The organism is Leptospiraceae bacterium, from assembly GCA_016708435.1.
Classification (GTDB): domain Bacteria; phylum Spirochaetota; class Leptospiria; order Leptospirales; family Leptospiraceae; genus UBA2033.
In genome coordinates, this window is record JADJFV010000031.1 from 152179 (window position 1) to 170762 (window position 18584).

General features: G+C 37.0%; 18 protein-coding genes. 6 read left to right on the forward strand and 12 right to left on the reverse strand.

What is annotated here, in order from left to right:
* Position 1: 1 nt before the first annotated feature.
* Both IPH52_19605 and IPH52_19610 read right to left on the reverse strand, forming a co-directional pair.
* Positions 2 to 676 (reverse strand): rhomboid family intramembrane serine protease, encoded by a 675-nt coding sequence (locus tag IPH52_19605; GenBank protein MBK7057210.1) that lies wholly within the window; start codon positions 674 to 676, stop codon positions 2 to 4.
* 4 nt (positions 677 to 680) lie between these two features.
* A complete protein-coding gene (locus tag IPH52_19610) occupies positions 681 to 1226 on the reverse strand; it encodes a DinB family protein (protein MBK7057211.1) in 546 nt (181 codons plus the stop codon).
* Positions 1227 to 1587: 361 nt separating this feature from the next.
* Here IPH52_19610 and IPH52_19615 point away from each other — a divergent pair, with 361 nt between their 5' ends.
* Genes IPH52_19615 through IPH52_19625 form a run of 3 tightly spaced genes read left to right on the forward strand, consistent with a single transcriptional unit; the run spans position 1588 to position 4802 of the window.
* Positions 1588 to 2544, forward strand: a complete 957-nt coding sequence (locus IPH52_19615) for a fructose-bisphosphatase class II (protein ID MBK7057212.1) — start codon at positions 1588 to 1590, stop codon at positions 2542 to 2544.
* A gap of 1 nt (position 2545) precedes the next feature.
* The gene (locus IPH52_19620) at positions 2546 to 3544 is read left to right on the forward strand and encodes a phosphatase PAP2 family protein (protein MBK7057213.1); all 999 of its coding nucleotides are present in this window, start codon (positions 2546 to 2548) and stop codon (positions 3542 to 3544) included.
* The gene (locus IPH52_19625) at positions 3528 to 4802 is read left to right on the forward strand and encodes an oligosaccharide flippase family protein (protein ID MBK7057214.1); all 1275 of its coding nucleotides are present in this window, start codon (positions 3528 to 3530) and stop codon (positions 4800 to 4802) included. Before IPH52_19620 ends, IPH52_19625 begins: the two co-directional genes overlap by 17 nt.
* An 83-nt stretch (positions 4803 to 4885) precedes the next feature.
* Here IPH52_19625 and IPH52_19630 read toward each other — a convergent pair whose 3' ends face one another.
* From IPH52_19630 to IPH52_19645, 4 genes are all read right to left on the reverse strand, one after another.
* Positions 4886 to 5092, reverse strand: a complete 207-nt coding sequence (locus tag IPH52_19630; GenBank protein MBK7057215.1) for a DUF86 domain-containing protein — start codon at positions 5090 to 5092, stop codon at positions 4886 to 4888.
* 111 nt (positions 5093 to 5203) lie between these two features.
* Positions 5204 to 5491, reverse strand: coding sequence for a nucleotidyltransferase domain-containing protein (locus tag IPH52_19635; protein ID MBK7057216.1), 288 nt, complete (start codon positions 5489 to 5491; stop codon positions 5204 to 5206).
* A gap of 4 nt (positions 5492 to 5495) precedes the next feature.
* Positions 5496 to 6305, reverse strand: coding sequence for a hypothetical protein (locus tag IPH52_19640; GenBank protein MBK7057217.1), 810 nt, complete (start codon positions 6303 to 6305; stop codon positions 5496 to 5498).
* An 18-nt stretch (positions 6306 to 6323) separates the two neighbouring features.
* Positions 6324 to 8345 carry a tetratricopeptide repeat protein gene (locus tag IPH52_19645; GenBank protein MBK7057218.1) on the reverse strand — a complete coding sequence of 674 codons (2022 nt, stop codon included), beginning with the start codon at positions 8343 to 8345 and terminating at the stop codon, positions 6324 to 6326.
* A gap of 146 nt (positions 8346 to 8491) precedes the next feature.
* Here IPH52_19645 and IPH52_19650 point away from each other — a divergent pair, with 146 nt between their 5' ends.
* Together IPH52_19650 and IPH52_19655 are read left to right on the forward strand one after the other, a co-directional pair.
* On the forward strand, positions 8492 to 9850 hold the full coding sequence (locus IPH52_19650; GenBank protein ID MBK7057219.1) for a hypothetical protein: 1359 nt from the start codon (positions 8492 to 8494) through the stop codon (positions 9848 to 9850).
* Complete coding sequence (locus IPH52_19655) at positions 9847 to 10968, forward strand: aminotransferase class V-fold PLP-dependent enzyme (protein MBK7057220.1); 1122 nt, start codon at positions 9847 to 9849, stop codon at positions 10966 to 10968. The genes IPH52_19650 and IPH52_19655 overlap by 4 nt, the downstream gene beginning before the upstream one ends.
* An 83-nt stretch (positions 10969 to 11051) precedes the next feature.
* On the opposite strand, the gene IPH52_19660 is transcribed toward IPH52_19655, so the two are convergent.
* The 6 genes from IPH52_19660 to guaA all read right to left on the reverse strand — a co-directional run bounded on the left by IPH52_19660 (position 11052) and on the right by guaA (position 17846).
* Positions 11052 to 11570, reverse strand: a complete 519-nt coding sequence (locus IPH52_19660; GenBank protein MBK7057221.1) for a hypothetical protein — start codon at positions 11568 to 11570, stop codon at positions 11052 to 11054.
* An 11-nt stretch (positions 11571 to 11581) separates the two neighbouring features.
* Positions 11582 to 12196, reverse strand: a complete 615-nt coding sequence (locus IPH52_19665; protein ID MBK7057222.1) for a hypothetical protein — start codon at positions 12194 to 12196, stop codon at positions 11582 to 11584.
* The gene (locus IPH52_19670; protein MBK7057223.1) at positions 12193 to 13353 is read right to left on the reverse strand and encodes a hypothetical protein; all 1161 of its coding nucleotides are present in this window, start codon (positions 13351 to 13353) and stop codon (positions 12193 to 12195) included. Before IPH52_19670 ends, IPH52_19665 begins: the two co-directional genes overlap by 4 nt.
* 124 nt (positions 13354 to 13477) lie before the next feature.
* Positions 13478 to 14482 carry a DUF3089 domain-containing protein gene (locus IPH52_19675; GenBank protein MBK7057224.1) on the reverse strand — a complete coding sequence of 335 codons (1005 nt, stop codon included), beginning with the start codon at positions 14480 to 14482 and terminating at the stop codon, positions 13478 to 13480.
* Positions 14483 to 14787: 305 nt separating this feature from the next.
* Positions 14788 to 15843 (reverse strand): mechanosensitive ion channel family protein, encoded by a 1056-nt coding sequence (locus IPH52_19680; protein ID MBK7057225.1) that lies wholly within the window; start codon positions 15841 to 15843, stop codon positions 14788 to 14790.
* 197 nt (positions 15844 to 16040) lie between these two features.
* Positions 16041 to 17846 carry a glutamine-hydrolyzing GMP synthase gene (gene guaA / locus IPH52_19685; protein MBK7057226.1) on the reverse strand — a complete coding sequence of 602 codons (1806 nt, stop codon included), beginning with the start codon at positions 17844 to 17846 and terminating at the stop codon, positions 16041 to 16043.
* A 54-nt stretch (positions 17847 to 17900) separates the two neighbouring features.
* Here guaA and queF point away from each other — a divergent pair, with 54 nt between their 5' ends.
* On the forward strand, positions 17901 to 18290 hold the full coding sequence (queF, locus tag IPH52_19690) for an NADPH-dependent 7-cyano-7-deazaguanine reductase QueF (GenBank protein ID MBK7057227.1): 390 nt from the start codon (positions 17901 to 17903) through the stop codon (positions 18288 to 18290).
* Positions 18291 to 18584: the final 294 nt, after the last annotated feature.

Genomic DNA, 18584 nt, shown 5'->3' on the forward strand with positions numbered 1-18584 from the left:
GTCACCTATTTTCAATCAGATATAAGAGGATAACTGTTAAAACAAAAAAAGTAAAATTAAAAATAAATCCATTCTTAATACGAGCCTGGTCCGCTGGATTGAGTAAATAAGCCGTAATAAACACAGAAAAAAATCCTGCCAGATGTGCCCAGTGCGCTATCATATCAGAAGAAAATGCGAGCATAAAATCAGTGTATACCATCATCCATGCGACTAAGAACACAGGAAAAGGAAAATTATGACCGGCAATCCGATAAGTCACAGGGGAAAGCAAAGCAGCAATAGCGGCTAATCCCGATATAGCCCCGCTGGCACCCACTGATGGAACTCTTCTATCTCCTAACATAAACCCGCGAATGATAGAGTCTGCCATCATAGAAATAACTCCTGCCATTAGATAGAATAACAACCATTTACCCTTTCCTACTTTCGCTTCCACCGCACGTCCAAGAAAATAAAGAAAAGCAATATTGGAAAGCAAATGTCCAACAGATGCGTGAAAGAGAGAGGATAAAAACCAATTCACTAAGTTTAATTTACCCGGATACGAATAGAAATAATTTTGAATTGTGATAGGAGGAACTGTCGCCAATACAAAAAAATAAAACGCGGGCAAAAACAAAGTAACCGCAGCAGTCAGCGGAAACTCCCAGAATAATTTCCAGATAAACGACATTGGTCTAATAATCCTGTGTGCGTTTTTTCAAAGCAGCTAAATGAGAATTTTCATGCATACCCATCACCCAAATAAAATCGAAAATATGCAAGTCACCAAAATAGGGATGCTCCATTTTATACTTCATTAATTCTTCTTTGGAATATTTATTGATGCTCTCTTCCAATTTGGACTCGGCTTTATTTAGTAATGGAAGCAATTCTTCAAAACTATATTTATGCAAAGGCGAAACAGAAGGAGGATTTTTTACACCTGATGGTTTCATCAGAGTAACTTTTATCATTCGATAGTCAGGCTCTTTCGTATATCCGGCAAACAATGCATTTCCTCTACCAGACATTATAATTGGCACAGATCTAGCAATATTCCACTCCGTAATGTAAAGATGCTCGCCGACTTCCGAAATAGACCAACGCCCTTCTTCTGGACTTTTGGTAAATTCGTCTGCTGGAGTTTTTTGCAAACAGGCAATTACTTCCTTTCGAAAATTTTTCCAAATAGAAAAGACTTCTTTAGAATCACTACATTCTGTTGGGTATTTAATATCCATAATGTCCTTATTTAGAACTCATAAATTCTCTGCCACAGAGGCACAGAGACACTGAGTTCTTTATTTCATTTTTATTAATTTTTAATTCTATGCCAATGTTTTTATATTCTGTTTCAATTATTGATAAAAGTGCTTTTCTCGTCATCCCATATTGAAACCTCTGCGTCTCTGTGCCTCTGTGGCAAATTCTTATAATAAAGAGTTTGATTCATTCTGTATAATCGTTATTTTATCTAAGCTTAACTTTGTCACTTTTTCTTTTCAAAATAGGAATAAAAAGATTTTCATAATGTAGGCAGTGTAAAAAGATTAGCTAGAGAGTCATGGAGGCACAGGGAAAGTCATTTTTTGGAATTCTCTGATGACAAATTTATTTTTGATACAATCTAACCCAAAAATCCAAGATATATTAAACGCAATAGCAAATGTTACAGAAAAGACCGCGTGTAAAACATTTCCCGAATTTGGGAAAATGAACAAGAAAAAGGCTGACCAGATTGCTGTTGAAAAAATGCGATTAGAACTTTCCAAACTACCTTTTCAATCTAGAGTCATAATTGGCGAAGGCGAAAAAGACAATGCACCGATGCTCTATGAAGATGAAGTATTGGGCGAAGCAGGATTTGAAATTGATATTGCGGTCGATCCACTCGAATGCACTACGAACTTCGCAAAGGGCTTACCAAATTCTCTATGCGTAATTGCTTTTACTGAAAAAGACGGACTGCATAGAATGCCCGGAACTTATATGGAACAATGGATAGCCTCACCGAAAATGAAATATCCATTTAAACCAAAAGAAAGCGTAGAAAAAAACTTAGAGCGACTCGCTTCCTGCTTACAAAAGAATGTTTCTGATTTAATCATAGTCGTTCAAGACAGACCAAGACACAAGGAGCTAATTGAAGATATCCGCTCATTAAATTGTGGAATTTCCCTCATAGACTCCGGCTCTCTTACGTGCATAATGGACATTTGCCTCGAGAAAGGAAATTACGATGCTATCATCGGAACCTATGGAGCGCCCGAAGGACTCATCGGTGCCGTCATTGCAAAAGCTACAGGGTCGGAGTTTAAAGCGATTATCCGCCCGCACGAAGATAAACACTTAGAAAAATGGATAGCAACTGGCAGACAGGAAGAAGAAATTTTAGACAAGAACGATCTTGTTACGGGAGATTTCTTTGGCTTTGTCGCGACAGGAATTTCCGAAAACTCCATTTTAAAAGGCATTCACAAACTAGAAGGTAAACTAGCAGGCGAGACAATCCTTCTATCAAAAGAAATCAACAAAGTTAGAAAGTTCAAAGAGGAATAAAATGAACGAACACCATGTATTATTTGAAAATGGCTATCTATTTGGAAATCTTTTTCTAGAAGCCATTCCGCATCCAACAGGAACGTTAGGTGATATACTCAGATGGCTTTCTACTCTTTGTCACTTCATGGGAGGAGCGAATTTCTGGGTTTTCCTACTACCCTTTGTATATTTTTGTTATAACAAAAATTTCGGAATCAAATTAGGAGTTGCCCTTCTCTCGACTGCTTTCTTCAACGGGTTAGCCAAGTATTTTTTTGAAAGTGTTAGACCGATTGATTTGTCAGATACAATCCTCGCTGTGCAAAGCGATTTGATTAAAGAGATTTCTTTTGGTTTTCCTTCCGGTCATTCGCATGTTTCCATTCTAGTCTGGGGAATTTTATTTTTAGAGTTTAAAAACAAATTCTTTCGAGCATTCGCGGTCTTTATCATCTTATTCACCCCCTTTAGTAGAATGTATGCAGGAGTTCATTATCCGGGTGATGTTCTAGGCGGATTCACAATGGGGCTAACAAGCCTTTTACTCATAGAATTTCTTTTTTATAAAATTCCAAATTTTCCTTTTATAAACTTAGCAGAAGAGTCAAAATCAAAAGTAATTCGTTCCATTTCTCTTATGATCATTGCAATAACACTTGCAAGTACCCTACTTTCAAAAGGAACCACTCACCCACAAATTTCCTCTCTTGAACAAGTATTAATTGGAACGGGATCTATTGCTGGTTTTTTTGTAGGGCTTTTGTATTTAACTATCCTTTTTCCAAAAGCCTCTGAGTGGGAGGCAGTATCGAGCGCAAAAGACTTATTAACCCGCGCCGGATTTTTACTTCCGGGAATATTGCTATTTTACATTGGACTTGGCTTAGTCGGCAAAGCCTATCATATTGAAGACAGTCTATTTCGCTATTTCCGTTATTTTATAACCAACCTGTATATCGTTTTATTTGCCCCCCTTGGTTGGTATTATTTTATAAGGAAGAATGAAGCTAATTCATAAAATACAAAATCTGCTAAAGAGTTTTCTGAAATCGGGATTTTTAAAGTCCTCGATTTATGTAAGCTTATCGAAAGTATTCTCTTCGATTTGCAATTTGCTCTTTATGATTTTTGCAGTAAATATTTTAAACAAATCGGAGAATGGAGTATTCCAATACTATTTGGGGTTTCTTCCCGTAATCCTCGCAGTGGCAGAATTCGGGTTGCCTTCTGCCATTGTAAAATTTCTTTCTTCAGAAAAAGACGATAAGCACAAAATTGGAATTATCCTCTCATCTTCTCTACTCATTAAAAGTATTTCATTTTTGTTTTTAATCGGACTTGCTTTGTTTGCTTATTTCTTTTACAACGAAGATCCACTGATTATATTCATTTTGCTAGTCGGCGGGACAACAATTTCATTTGTATCTTACTTTGAAAGTATCTTTGTTTCCTTTCAAGCATATAAAGCACTCGCCTTCTGGAATCCACTCGCCAACTTAATGCGGTTAATTTTATTATATCTCACAAACCATTACTCTCAATTACCTCTCACGTATTTGGATATACTTTCCATTTTTAGCTTAAGCCCGATTTTTATTTTGGTTTTATTCTTTTTTATTTTCAACAGAAAACAAATCTACTGGGGAGCAAAAGTCCATGAAATAGGACTCGCAACAAAAGAACTCTCTCTATTCAACACCTGGGCGTTTGTAGCTTCTATCTTTGCCATCGTCTCTGATAGATTAGAAATTTTTCTGCTCAATAAATTTCACTCTTCCGAAGACGTTGCAGTCTATGGAACCGCCCTTCAACTATTCAGTGGATTTGTAATCATACTCTCTACTTTGAATTCTCTCGTCTATCCGCGATTATCCGCTCTTGTGCACACAGACGAATTTAAAACTTTTCTACTCAAGTCAATCTTCGCAAGCTTTGCAGTAGCCATTTTACTTTCGCCTGGATATTTTTTAGCCGAGCCGATTTTAAACTTACTATTCAATCATAAATACGAAGAAGCAATTCCTGTTTTTAAAATTCTCTATCCCAACTACATGCTCCAACTTGTATTTGCTCCGCTCGGAATCGCACTCTTCGCCATGGGCAAACCACGAATACTCGCAATCCTCGCTCTATTGCGGCTAGTATTCGGTTATCTGCTAGACACCGCCCTCATTCCCGAATTCGGAGTTATGGGGGCAGGAGTAGCGTTTCTATTAGGACAAGTTATATCATGGCTTGTGCTCGTTGGATATTTCTGGGCGATGTTTTGGAGATAATTTTCAGAAAAATAATAGAACAACGGGTCGATATGGGCTAGCACCCATACCGACACATTATTTCGCCCCGTTGGGGCTTAAAACTATTCTTTTAATATTTGACTTACTTCATTCATTAAATCAGGGATTTCATTTTTAACTACTAAATAAACTCTTTTGTAATCCACACCGAAGTATTGATGGATTAGAATATTTCTCATGTCTTTCCAAGCCTGCCACTCAACAGAAGAATATTTTTCTTTGCACTCATCGGATAAACTGCCACAAGCCTCTCCAATAATTTCTAGCAAACGAACGGTTGCATGCTGATATAATCTAAATCATCTACACTCTCAAAATCAGAAATAATTTGATTTAACTCTACACATTAATCAAAAATATGAGTCAAACGAATATTATCCTTATCGTTCATAAATTAGCCTCATATCTTTTTGAATATAAGGGAGGATTCGATCTGAAATAGAATCAGGAGTCAATAAATCAATTCGTTGATTAACTTTTTTTTCGAGCAGTCCCTTATACTTTGCAATTTTTAAAAGGTTAATATGATCTGGAAAATAAACAAGTAAATCTACATCACTGTTTTCCTTTTCCTCTTCTCTAGCTCGGGAACCAAAGAGATACACCCTAGTAGCCTCTGTCTGCTTAAAGAAACTATTAACGACTGTGATAATTTCCTCTGTTTTCATTTCGCTAAAAACTAAACGTATTAGCCGGTATCGTTACATTGCGCTTAACGTTTTTGTATTGAATTTCTACTTTAGAAGTATCCATGTCTGTGGTGGAATCAGTGACGCGTGTAGATAGCCTGCCGGGTGGGTGGTCGCCTGTTCTATGGGTTTCGGGGACATCACAAATGGCTTTGATTTTTTTTTCGGGGGATAGGAATTCTAAAGAAGCTAAGCCTTTGTCGTAGAAGGTATATTTGTATTCATCGTTACCGCGTTTGACTAATACTCTTTTATCTGCCGGACTCAAATAGCTTTTGTCTGATTTGAATTCTTCAATGAAGTTTTGTGCGATTGTGAAGTAGATGATCGGGTAAGGGATAACAATAGGTTTGCGCGATGTAGGATCAACCATGTGGATATCACCCATTGGCTGCTCGTAGATTTTTTCTTGTCCGGAGGATTTGATTCGAATTGTATTACTATCAGAAATAATCTGAGAGATGATAAGTCCAAAGAAAGGCTCCATGAGTTGGATTTTTACTTTTCCAGTGGGTCTATCGAAAAAGATTTTTCCATTTACATTGTTTACTTCTCTTAAGTTTTCTCCCGATTGAATCTTCATCGAAAATTCTCCCGTGAACGAAACAGAATTTTTTTCTAATCGTTCGACTATTTCGACTAACGACTTGGCTCTCGGGTCATTGTATCTTAAATTTTGAGCTTGTTTTGAGTCAGTATAATCCGGGTCTTTAATATTTTCTTTGTCTGTTTTACAGAAGCCAAGAAAAAGAATAATGGAGATAGATAATAAAATGCGAATTGTATGTTTCATGCTTTTTTCCAAGTAATCTTATGATTTACTAATTCCTAATTTTTTAATTTTTTGTAGTATCTTTTCTTTTTCTGTTGGGCTATTTTGCATCTCAACAGATTTTTTCCAATTTTCATTTGCATTGTCCATATCATTTAGTTTATAAAATAAATCTCCTAAATGATCGTAAACAACAGGGTCATCTTCTTTTTTATCTAACATGATTTGAACGGCTAGATTCAAATGATGAAGGGACTCTTTTAGTTTTTCCATTTTAAATAAAATCCATCCAAGGCTATCTTGAAAGGCTCCATTGTCAGGCTCTAGCTCGACTGCTTTTTTAATGAAAGAAAGCGCTTCCGTCAACTCCATATTATTCTCAGTATATAAGTAGCCAAGATAATTGTAAGTAGCCGCATTCTTATCATCTAGTTCAATTGATTTTTTTAAATCTTGAATCGTTTCTTTTAACTGTTTATTCTTTTCATAAGCAGACGCTCTGAAAAAATAAAAGTTTGGATTTTGTGGATCAATTTGGATTGCATTTGTAATAGAAGCAATGCTTTCTTTGTATTGATCGAGAGAAAAATAATTCATTCCCATTACGAAAAATACATTTGGATTTCCACTTTTGACCAAAGGCTGCAAAATCTTATTGGATTCTTCAAAGCGTTTAACTTTATTATGCCGGTAGATATTTGCCATATGTAGAGATAAATTTATTTTTTCAGAATCATCTTCTGAAATATCAAGACCTTTTCTTAAATAATGAATTCCAAGAAAAGGAGCCCCACTATCTTCATAGCAAGTAGCTAAAAAATCATAGATTAACACAGGGCGAATTTTTAATTCAGGGTTAGTCAAAGACAATTCAAGAAGTTGCAAGGATAGCTCTATTGCAAGATTGTATTGTTTATAAGAATACGCAATTTCAGAAGTTGCCTTTAGCTCGCTCGCAAGCTCTGCTGTTTTTTTAAGCTTGGAATAAATAATAATGAGCGCAATTCGTAAAGACAGACGATTTGGATTTTTAGCTGACATGGTGACAAAGTATTCTTCTGCTTCTTTGTGCTTACCGACTAACACCTTGTTAATCGAGCCAAGTAAACTTTCTTCTTTGAACTTTCCTTCTTTGTTTAATTTTTCAAAATAACTAAGAGAGAACATTTTATTTTCAATGAAATGAATTTCTGCTAAGAGTTGAATCACAGGCTTGGAGTCAGGATTTACTTTTAGAATTTTATTTAAGTAAGCTCGCGACTCATTGAAATCGCCTATCGTAATTAAAATCTGAGCGAGCGTAAAAAATATTTCAGGATCATGTTCGCGATACTTTAGATAAAGCTTATAATAATATATCGCTTTAATAGAATCGCCTTTCTTCGCATAGATATCGCCTAAGTATTTGAGCGTATAATTCCTATACTTCGCATCTCCATCTTTTCTCTGGATCGAATTATAAAGAGAAGTAAAATATAGAATTGCTTTCGGATAATTCTCAATTTCCGCATTGAGAGATCCAAGAAAATAAAGTAAATCAGAATCTTCGGAGTAAAATGATATTACACTCTCCAAAAGATCTGCTGCTTGTTTAAATTTATTTTGCTTAATTAAGAGTCTTGCTTTTAAAATAAGTGCTTCTTTGTATTGATTGTTCGCGAGAGCTAATGAGGATTCTACATCATTCATGCTCTCAGCCCATTCTTTGATTTCAAAATGACTGTTTGCTTTTAGATAATAAGTAGAACTGCTAATAGGAAGATTATTTTCCTTCGAGCAAGCTATATAGAATTGAAAGTATTGAATTGCTTTTCGGTGCAAGCTGATAATTTGATTCACATTTCGGGTATTCATATGATTTGCCTGCACCTGGTATTTTATTCCGAGAGAAAGCAAGAACGCAGGCGTAAAACTTTCCGTCTCACCGGCGAGCGGTTGGCAAACTTTAGGCTTTTCTTCCTGTCCCAAAATTCCAGAGGTTGAAATGACGATAATTGCAATAAAAAGAAGAGATGAGACGTGTCTGTGAATTGGAATTGACTGTAGCTCGGATAAATTCATATTGTAACCCTTAACTGATAATAGGTACTTAACTAAATAAAGAGCAGAATAAACCAATAATTTAATTTATAGAATCGGGTTTTTTTACGATTCTTATAGTAATACGCTTTTTTGCGCTCTCTACGAACAAAGAGAAAGAGGAACCATTGATTAAAATTTTAAAAGACAACCTAATTTTTGTATTGGCAATTGGTATTTTTTGGCTGATTGCATTTCCGGTTGTCATTTTCAAACGACACGCAATCCTCAATTGGTATGCAATCACCATGTCTCCGAGCGGTCACTCTCCAAAAGTCATGCGAAAATTTTTAGATAAAGGTGATGGGATTTTAAATAAAAACTTAGAAGACGCAATCAAATCTCCGCGCCTCAAAGAAGAACTAGAGAATGTAAAAAATAGACCAGCCATACTAACAGGTCATTTAAAGAATATGGAAGAAGCCTGCGATTACTACAAATCTGTCGCAAATAAAAATGAAGTCTTGCAATATCCCTCCTGGCTAGATAGAAACATTCGTTGGACAAGCGACCAAGAACTTTCAGCAGACGGGATTGGAAAAAGTAGAAAGCGCCTCCCTGAAGTAACTGCTCCCGATGAATACTGGAGAAAGAACGCAGACTCGATATTAGACGCTCTGGATTATTATAAACGAGGATTAAATTATTCCGGTCCCGAAATTATTGCCGCTGATAAAATTAGATCAGTTGCAAAAGCAATTTGTAGACCGGAAGAAATAATATTAGCCTATACTACATTTTTAAATTTTTCCGATGCCTATGTGGAAGAAATTTTACAAGAAGAAACAGAAGAGCTTGTAAAAAGCAAACAATCTTTCTTTGCTCCTTTGCTTCGTATCTTTGGTCTTGCCCCGGCTGCAGATAGAAATGAAATGTATGGATTAAATCCTCTCATGAAAAAATCTATTATCTGGGCTCGAATTAAAAAGAATATCAAAGAAGGAATCAAAGGAAGCAGAGCGGCTGATCCGAATTTGCCTCTACTGGCTGACTATATTAGAGGAGTCAATATTTTGCTTCTAGATACCAATCTCAGAAATTCTTCTCCTCATGAAGCAGATGCACTTTATGAAACCATTTTATATTTTTTACAGGGCACAACCGACTCCGGACAGCAAAGAAATGAAAGATTCTTTCGATTCAAGAGAGGAATTCTTCTTTTTAATACAGGAGAATTTGAGAGAGCCAAAATGGAATTTACCGCAGCGAAAGAATTTGACAATCTAAAAGAGGAATCTCCTATTTCAATGCGACTCATAGCGAGTCATATTTTTCAATCGAATTTGATGATAGCAAAGTGTAACTTTAAACTAGGCAAATACAAAGAAGCTCTTCTCTCACTGAAATCAGTAGAAAACCTTCTTTCTAATATTGATGGAAGAACTGGTGGAGCGGTAGAAATCGACTTGCTAAATGATTATAAAAACTCACTCAGAGAAACTTTGAAAAAGTTAGACAGATTCAAAGAAGCAGATGAAATCGAGTGAATAGAATTGCCTACTTCGACTACAATGCGACTCACCCGCCATTTACAAAACTATTCTTAGAGGCATATACTGATTACGCGGTAAACTTTTTCAATCCCTCCGGTGCTACTCGTTTTTCCCTTTCCAGACAATCTTTACTAGAAGGGGTGCGCGGTTATTTTGGAGAAATTACGAAGAAGGACAAGAACCAATTTGTATTCTGCTCAACGGGAACAGAGGCTAACGCTTTATTAATCGCAAGTCTAGTCGATTACTTAAAGAAATTTAAACAAGTCTATATTTCTCCATTCGAGCATTCTTCTTTTTACGGCTCCCTTGATTACTTCCAAATTCCATTTGATCTGATAGCAACGGATAAGACCGGTAAAGTTGATTTGAATGACCTGGAAGCCAAAATGAAACAAGCTCCTGCTCCTGTGTTTGTAATCTATGCAGCAAACGAGACGGGAGTCATTCAGCCTATGCAGGAGATTTATTCGATTGCCCGCCAATACGAAATGCCAATCTTTTCGGACTTAATGCAAGCGTTTGGAAAAATTGAAATTGATTTTTCAATTCTGGAAGGATTTACATTTAGTGGTCATAAGATTGGAGCGGGAATGGGGGCAAGTCTTGCGTATGCTCCCGCGAAGTATTTAAAAAAAGATCTTGGAATTTTTAAAGGTGGAAACCAGGAAAATAACCATCGTGCAGGAACAGAAAATAGCCCTGCAATTCAAGCATTTCAAACTGCCAGCAAAGAGCAATTAGCCACTCTCGAAGAAAAAAATAAGAGACTTACTTTATATAAATCCAAAATCGAAAAAGTTCTGAGTGAATTGGAAGCAGAGATCATCGCCCCCACTTCACCTAGACTTCCTTCTACCATATTCACCCTACTCCCCATTGATGAAATTGATTTTTTTATGATGGGAATGGAAGAGGCAAATATCGTAGTATCCACTGGTTCATCTTGCAAGTCTCGTACACGCGATCCCAGTTTTTCTCTCTTGCGAATGGGTTATTCCAAAGAAGAAGCATTACGAGCCATCCGTATTTCAAGCGGCTACTTTACATTAGACACAGAAGTGGAACGGCTACTGGACTGTATGTCACAAACAATCCAGAAGCTGAGATAGCCTGTCATCCCCGAAATTTTCTGTCAGGGATCTCTCTTAAAAAGAATTCCAATAAGAATACTGTGCAATGATTAAGACAACGGCTATTTCCCGTAATCCGTTCTTCCTTCTTTTATATCTAATCCGGATGGATGAGCTTGCGGCTTTTCTGCTACATAATCAATTGTTTCGAATCTAATTGTTCTGGCAGTACCAATGGATTCTCCATTTAGAGAAGCATTTAGTAAAATGTTTATATCATATGAGCCAGTCTTCTCAGGGCTAACAGTGAAATTTAATTCAGTAGAAGTTCCCGATGCAAAGGTCGCCAATGTTTTAGAAGTATCACCACTTACAACTTTTAGGTTTGGCGAAAATGTCAAATTCATCTTCGCATTTGTAAGATTTGAAAAAGCTCTTGCAGTAACGACTACATTGATTGGCTGATTAGGATTACCCGCTCTATCGTGCGACCAACTAATTTCAACTGGTAGTTGCATTTTTGCATGCGGATTTTCTCTATCAGTATAAAATACTCTTGTGCTCTGTTCATTATTGGATTTCAAAGAACACTGGGCAATTAGAAGACAAAATAAAAATAGTTTGATTGAATTGTTTAACATAAATTTCTCCTTTATGGTAGTGTGATGGTTATTGTTGCGTTATTTGTATTTCCGGTAGTGCATGCATTTGAAATCACAGCGCAAGCCGAATAGGTTCTTATTTCTACGATGTAAACTTTTCCGGCAGTGACTGACGTGGTGCAAGTTTCTGAAACAGCTTGGTTACAAGTTTTTACGCTTGTTCCTTGTTGAAAAATATAAACATCTGGATCTTCCGTTGTGCCACCACCGTCTGTCGCTGTTACTGTCATATTTCCAGAATTGGTAGGAGTAATTTTATAGAATTTACTTCCGAATAATTTATTGGCTGCAACACTTGTCATTCCACAATTTTGACTACCTGAGACACTGACTGCATTAATTACAGTTCCCGTGCTAGCTCCCGGTACTTCCAAAATAAAATTATAAGGATAACCGGCACTTGTCCCAGAACCAGTGCAAGTATGACCATTAGATGTATTGGCGGAAGCCTTACTCACATTTGCCTCAGCACCTTCCGTTGCAGCAATTGATTCCATTGTCAGAATATTATTAATCGCTGTCGTATCACCCGTATTAGCCGCTTTTAGAGCAATGATAAATTCATGGATATAGGTAATGCTGTTAATAGTCTTGAGCGCAATCACCGCATTCCAAATTTTAGTGAACGAATAATTAAGATTATCCGTTTGAGAATTTTTCGCATCAGAAACACTATCATACAAATCCCAGATGACAGATTGCACTGAACCTTCTGAATAAAATCCATTGTTTGTATGCGTACTGTCTCCATATTGATAGTAAACCCACCGGAAGCTCTCGTGTCTGTATAAATTGGATCGTCTAAAAAAATTGCTCCCATCGCATTTCCAAGTCCTTCCCCGTAAGCAATTCTAGGCTCTAACGTATCATTACTGGAATGAGAACCACCTATAGAATCACTTCTTGATAGAGCAGACTCTAAATAATGTGTAAACTCGTGCGCAATTACATGTCTATCAAACTCATCCGAATCACTAGAACGATTTCCTAGTAGCACAATACAGTTATTAACCCCCGTTCCGCAAGTAGATGTAGATGTTGTAAAAAAACTTCCAGTATTGCTAGAAGAAGTCCACTTAATATTTAAGGCAGGAAAAACGGTAGTCGAATTTGCTGTTAGTATTTTTTGAATGGCAGTATACACAACATCTAGGATGCTAAAGGGTCCACTCCCTCGATTGGAATCTAGGGCAGTTACATTTACCGTACAAGACGTTGTGCAACTACTCGTCGTTGTGCTTGAAGAGGAAACAGCGTAAGCTGTTCCAACAGATCCACTTGTGACTGTATTTACTACTTGAAAGTTATAGGTTGGCGAAGTTGTTTTTACCATTTGCGCGACAGCAACAATAGTAAAAGTAGAGGTACTGACTGATGCGCCTGTAATCGTATAAGCACCAGAACTATCAGTGCTAGTCGATGTAACAGTATTCGAACTACTGTCTAATAATTTCACCAAGACTCCTCTAGCGGGTCGATTTGTTATCCCAGATGTAACTAACGTACTAGTGGTTGTATTGAGAGGAACATTTTCATAATTAATCGTGCCTGAAACATTTACAGTCCCAGAAGAACTTCCCGTTCCCGTTCCTGTCCCAGTTCCCGTGCTAGTTCCTGCCGACGAAGACGATCGACTAATACTCTGCAACAAAAACAATAGAATTAAAGTTTGCAGAGAGTCATCTTTTTTCTTTGTAGCACATACTGGCAAAAAGAAAATGATTAGAGAAATGAAAGCTATTTTCTTTAGATATTTTTGCATTTTTTATCCTTATAATCTGCTTTTAAAATGAAAAAAATAATCCCGATAAGAAGAGCATTTGAATTCTTACATTTTAAAAGATTATTCCCTAGCTTCAATTATCTTGGTTGAAATTGTCAAGATTTTATTTCTCTAGAAAACTTTTGACTCTAAGACTAGCATTTTCTCGAATACTCTTATAGAAAAGATGAAAATCCATTAAATGATAATTCTTTCCAAGCTCAAGAGTTGGAAATCCATCTTCTGCAACTTTGTGCGTCCAGAGAATTCCATTCTCACATTTTGCATCTGCAATTCCGGGAAGAATTCTATCGAAGGTTTTAGGCATACTCCCCGGGTTTGATTCTTTCGGCATATAGACATTATCCTCAGACCAACTCAGCGGATTAACACAGAAACCGTTATCATAGAGTTCTTTTAGCCGACTTGGTGTTTTATCCCAGACATAGGTATTCCAGCTAATCAAGCAACCCGTTTGAGTTGCGGATTTGCAAACTGGCAATCCAGAATCACTAGCGGGATAAGGCCAGCCAAGCGTATAAGCGGCTACCATCGTTTTGCCCATATCTGACTTCGCAATTACTTCAGAAAGAAGTCTCTTTGCGTGATGAGTTCCCTGGCTATGAGAAGCCAGAATCCATGGACGACCCTTGTTAAAATTATGATAGTAGTATTCGAAAGCGTTCTTTACATCTTCATAGGCAAAGGCTAATGCTTGTTTTCCTTCATCAGTTTCTTTTAAAAAAGCGAAAATCGCTGCTTGTCTATAGCGAGGCGCATACACACGACAGCAATCATTGAACACACTCGCTTGCATCTTCATCGTGCCTTCGTCGGTTCGCTTGTTTAAAGCTTCATCCGTTAAATCCCCATTCCAGTATACTCCTTTAATAAGAGTGGTAGGGTGAATAAAAAAAACATCGGCACGGGCTAATGCCTGTTTATCGGTAAAACCTGAATTTTCAGGAACCAGATCAGCGAGGTCTTTTTTTTCAGGATGAGCTGCCCAATAATTCATTTCAGAATAATCTGGCAATAGCAAATTAGCATTTTGCTCTAGGGTCTTTTCTGGTTTTAAAAGAAAAGCACAACTAGAAATTACAATTAGAAATAGAATTGAAAATTTCATTTTAAGTCCTTAAGTAACTCACCTTACGCAAGGTGAGCGACCAGCGTGCCCAGCGCTGAAGGTGGGGTTACACCTAACGGTGGGTTCGCTGCCGCGGGCTATTGATTCATTAGATTTATCTAATGTTCTTAATTTCATAAAATAATCCATAGCTTTACTTCTTTGCGTAACGTGAGTTAAGTAAGTTTTATTGTGTATTTTCTTAGACAGGATTGATTTACAAGATTAACAGGATTATGTATTACATCATGTAAATCCTGTTAAATTTGTCCTAAAATTTTTTAGCTTTTACATAGAATTTTACTTCATTGTTTAGGAATAACATTGTAAGAAAGCTTAATCCAATTTTGTTCAAAGGTAGTTAGTATTTCTGAATTCACATCTGTTTGTGTATCAAATATTTCTTTGGAAGACTTAGGAAGAATAAAATAAATCAACTGGATAACAAATCCCGTATCTTCAATGGCAATAAAGCTAACGATTGACTTTTCTTTTTCGATATTTTTATTTTTCTCCAAAATTCCTTTGATAAAAAGAATTGCTTCATTTACCTTGGTGTAATTGTTAGTATGCGCAAGCTTAATCGTCTGCACAATTTTTCGAGTTGGCTCTGAAGAAATATTTTCCACCGGATTATCAATGAAAGCAGAGTTAGGGATTGTTAGCCGCCGCCCATCCATCGTTTCTAATTTTGTAGTGCGTAAACCAATATCATGAATCTTCCCATCCACCCCTTTCACTTTCACACGATCGCCTTTGACAAATGGCTTGTCGATAAATATCGTTAATCCGCCAAACATATTCGAGACTGTATCCTTTGCGGCTATCGCAAATGCAAGACCTCCAATACCAAGTCCGGCAAGCACCGCACCTACATCATAGCCTGCGTTGTTAAGACCAACGATTATACCAAGAGCCCAGATGGTAAATGCAGTTCCCTTTTGCACAATCGGAACGATAATATCATCCAAGTCATTTTCTGTTTCTTCGGAAAGAGGAACTAGATAATTTTCAAATAGAGAATTCACAAGTCTTTCAATCAACCAGGCTACATTTAAAATAAATAAAAATTGAAATACTTTTCCTTTCAGAGAATCAACGGCAGGTGATACAGTGAGCACTTCAAAGGCAAAATGAAATCCGATGAGGATAACAGCTAACGAAACAGGCTCTTCCATCATATCAACAATGATATCGTCTATCCTAGTCTTGGTTTTGGAAGTTAGACGCGCTATCGTATGCTTAAAAAGCCAATAAAGAATTTTCGCAATAACAAGCGAGCTAAGTATAATTACAGCCGCAATCAACCAATCCGAAATCAAATTCCCATAAAACGTCTTCTGAAAAAACTCAAAGTTCATAATTTCTCCTATTGAACACTGTCACCTCGAACAGTTTCCACCCTTTCGCTTTGCTCACCTACCGCCAAGCGATGTGAGAGGTCTATCTGGCAAAAAAATAAAAAAATTTCCTAGTTCTAAGAACTAAGGTAGATTTCTCACGATGAGGCAGTTCGAAATGACAGTAATAACTCCTCATTCATAATTCATAATTAACTCTACTCCCATTCTATCGTGCCGGGGGGCTTATGGGTAATGTCATAGAATACATACGAAATATTTTTCACTTTTTGAATTTTAGCGCATAATGCTTGTAATACGTTTCTATCCATTGGATAAAAATTTGCGGTCATTGCTTCCTGGGACTCGACCGGACGAAGAACGATGCTAAATTTTCCAAGTTCTGATCCGACGGGCACGAGGACAACAGGCATTTGCCAGATGGCTTCGACTAAGTTGTTTTCAACCAGGTGATTCCATACTATATCATCCACTTCTCTTAAAATATCTGAGTGAGAACGATCTAGTTCTACTTTCGAAAAATGAAATTCTACTTTAGATAAATCTTTTACAAAAGGAAGTAAAACAATTCGGTTTACTCCTTTTACAAGGTTTGTAATAAGACTAGAGGCTTCGTCGTATTTGCCCCAATCAGCAAGAGAATCACTTAAAACCACACAGGCACTATAACTTCTCTGGTCACCCTGCACACCTACCGATTGAACAGGAAGAATTTTAGAGTGAAGCTGTGGATAACGAGAAATTACCTTTTCTAATCCTTCCTGGTTATTAAACCCATGATACTCATGAGAAGAAAGCATTCGAACAGCGAGTCCGGGTCCCGGAAATGGATGACGGATAACCCAGTTTTTTTCTAGTCCTAGCATCGTTCCAAGTTCACGCACTTCGTCTTTATATAAATCTCGAATTGGTTCGAGGACTCTTCCCTTTTCCATTAGATCAAGCACCGCTTGCACACGGTTGTGGTGAGTTTTGATTTTATGAGAGTGCTTGGTTCCACCGCTTTCAATTGTATCGGGGTAAATAGTGCCTTGCCCCAAAAGCCATTTGGATTCCGCCAAATGGAATTTATCGGCTACATCGTTTTTACAATCAATAAATAGCTGACCAATAATCTTTCGTTTTTCTTCCGGCTCCGATTTTTGATGTAGAGCAGAATAGAATCTCTCCGATTCATCTGAGACGAGTAGGTCAACGCCTAAGTCATGCAGTTTATGACGGAGATTTTCAACTTCATTGAATCGCATAAATCCAGTGTCGATTAACAACCCTTTGACTCTCTCAGCACCGAGCGCTTTCGCGAGTAGCAAATAGGATACTGTAGAATCAACTCCACCGGAAATAAGCATGAACACATTATTGTCTTTAGCCTCCGCTTTGATTTCAGAAATCTTAGCTTCTAAAAATTGCTGTATGCTCCATGTGTTAGAAAGCCCACAAATGGAAATGAAATTTCCGAGAAACACTAATCCTTTTTCGGAGTGAGTGACTTCGGGATGAAATTGGATACCATAGATTTTTTTTGTGTCGTTAAATACTCCCGCATAACGGCAATGATCCGTTCGACCGAATGGCTTAAACCCGGAAGGAAGTGCAACTACTTCGTCTCCATGGCTCATCCAGATTTTTTCTTTAGCAGTAAATCCATTTACGATAAACGGTGTGTTATCCTCAACTTCTAAGATTGCAGGACCATACTCTCTGTTAGCCGACGATTCTACTTTGCCACCTAGAATTTTCATAATGAGTTGATGTCCGTAGCAAATTCCTAAAATCGGAATGCCTAGCTCTAATACTTTAGAGTCAATCTGCGGGGAATCTTTTTCGTATACGCTATTCGGTCCGCCGGAGAGAATTAATCCTGCGTATTCTTTATACTTTTCTAAACTCTCTTCGTTCGAAAGAATTTCTGTGTATGCTCCGAGCCTTCGAACTCTTGAGGAAATTAAATGAGCGTATTGCCCGCCAAAATCTACGACGCCTAATTTTTTACTATGATTCATACAATCCCTGAAAATTATTGATACAATAAATTAACCAATCACCAAAGGTAACCAATGAAAAAAACAATCTCATCCTATGAAGGAAAACAAGCCTCTATTCGCGATTTAAAAACCCCTGAGCTGGAAACATTTACTAATATTTATAAGGGTAATGATTACACAATTGATTTTACGATTCCAGAATTCACTGCCATCTGCCCTAAGACGGGTCTACCTGATTTCGGAACCATTCATATCAGCTATACTCCAAACGCAGAATGTATTGAACTCAAGAGTCTTAAAGAATATATTTTATTTTTTCGAAATGTTGGAATCTTTCACGAAAACGTAGTCAACAAAATCTACGATGATTTTAAATCAGCGATCAAACCAAAACATCTAAAAGTATTTGGTGACTTCAGTGTGCGAGGTGGAATTAAAACAACAGTCAAGCGTGAATCGTAATTGTATTTAAAAATATCACCAATAAAAATGATAAGAATTTTTATGACTTTTAACTTCTACAAAGTTCTAGATCTGTATCAATGTAATCCCCGTCAATAGTTCGGGGGTTGGAAAATAATTTCATCGAATAAACCGCATTCGCCACAATTCTTTTTTAAACTGATTCTCAATTAATATCCGTAAGTTTTTTATCGTCTAACAAATGCTATTCAATAAAAAGACTATACATGTTTCCTCTTTAATTTAAATTACGTTAATTATTTATTTTTTCACTAAAAAAGAAACAGAAAAAGC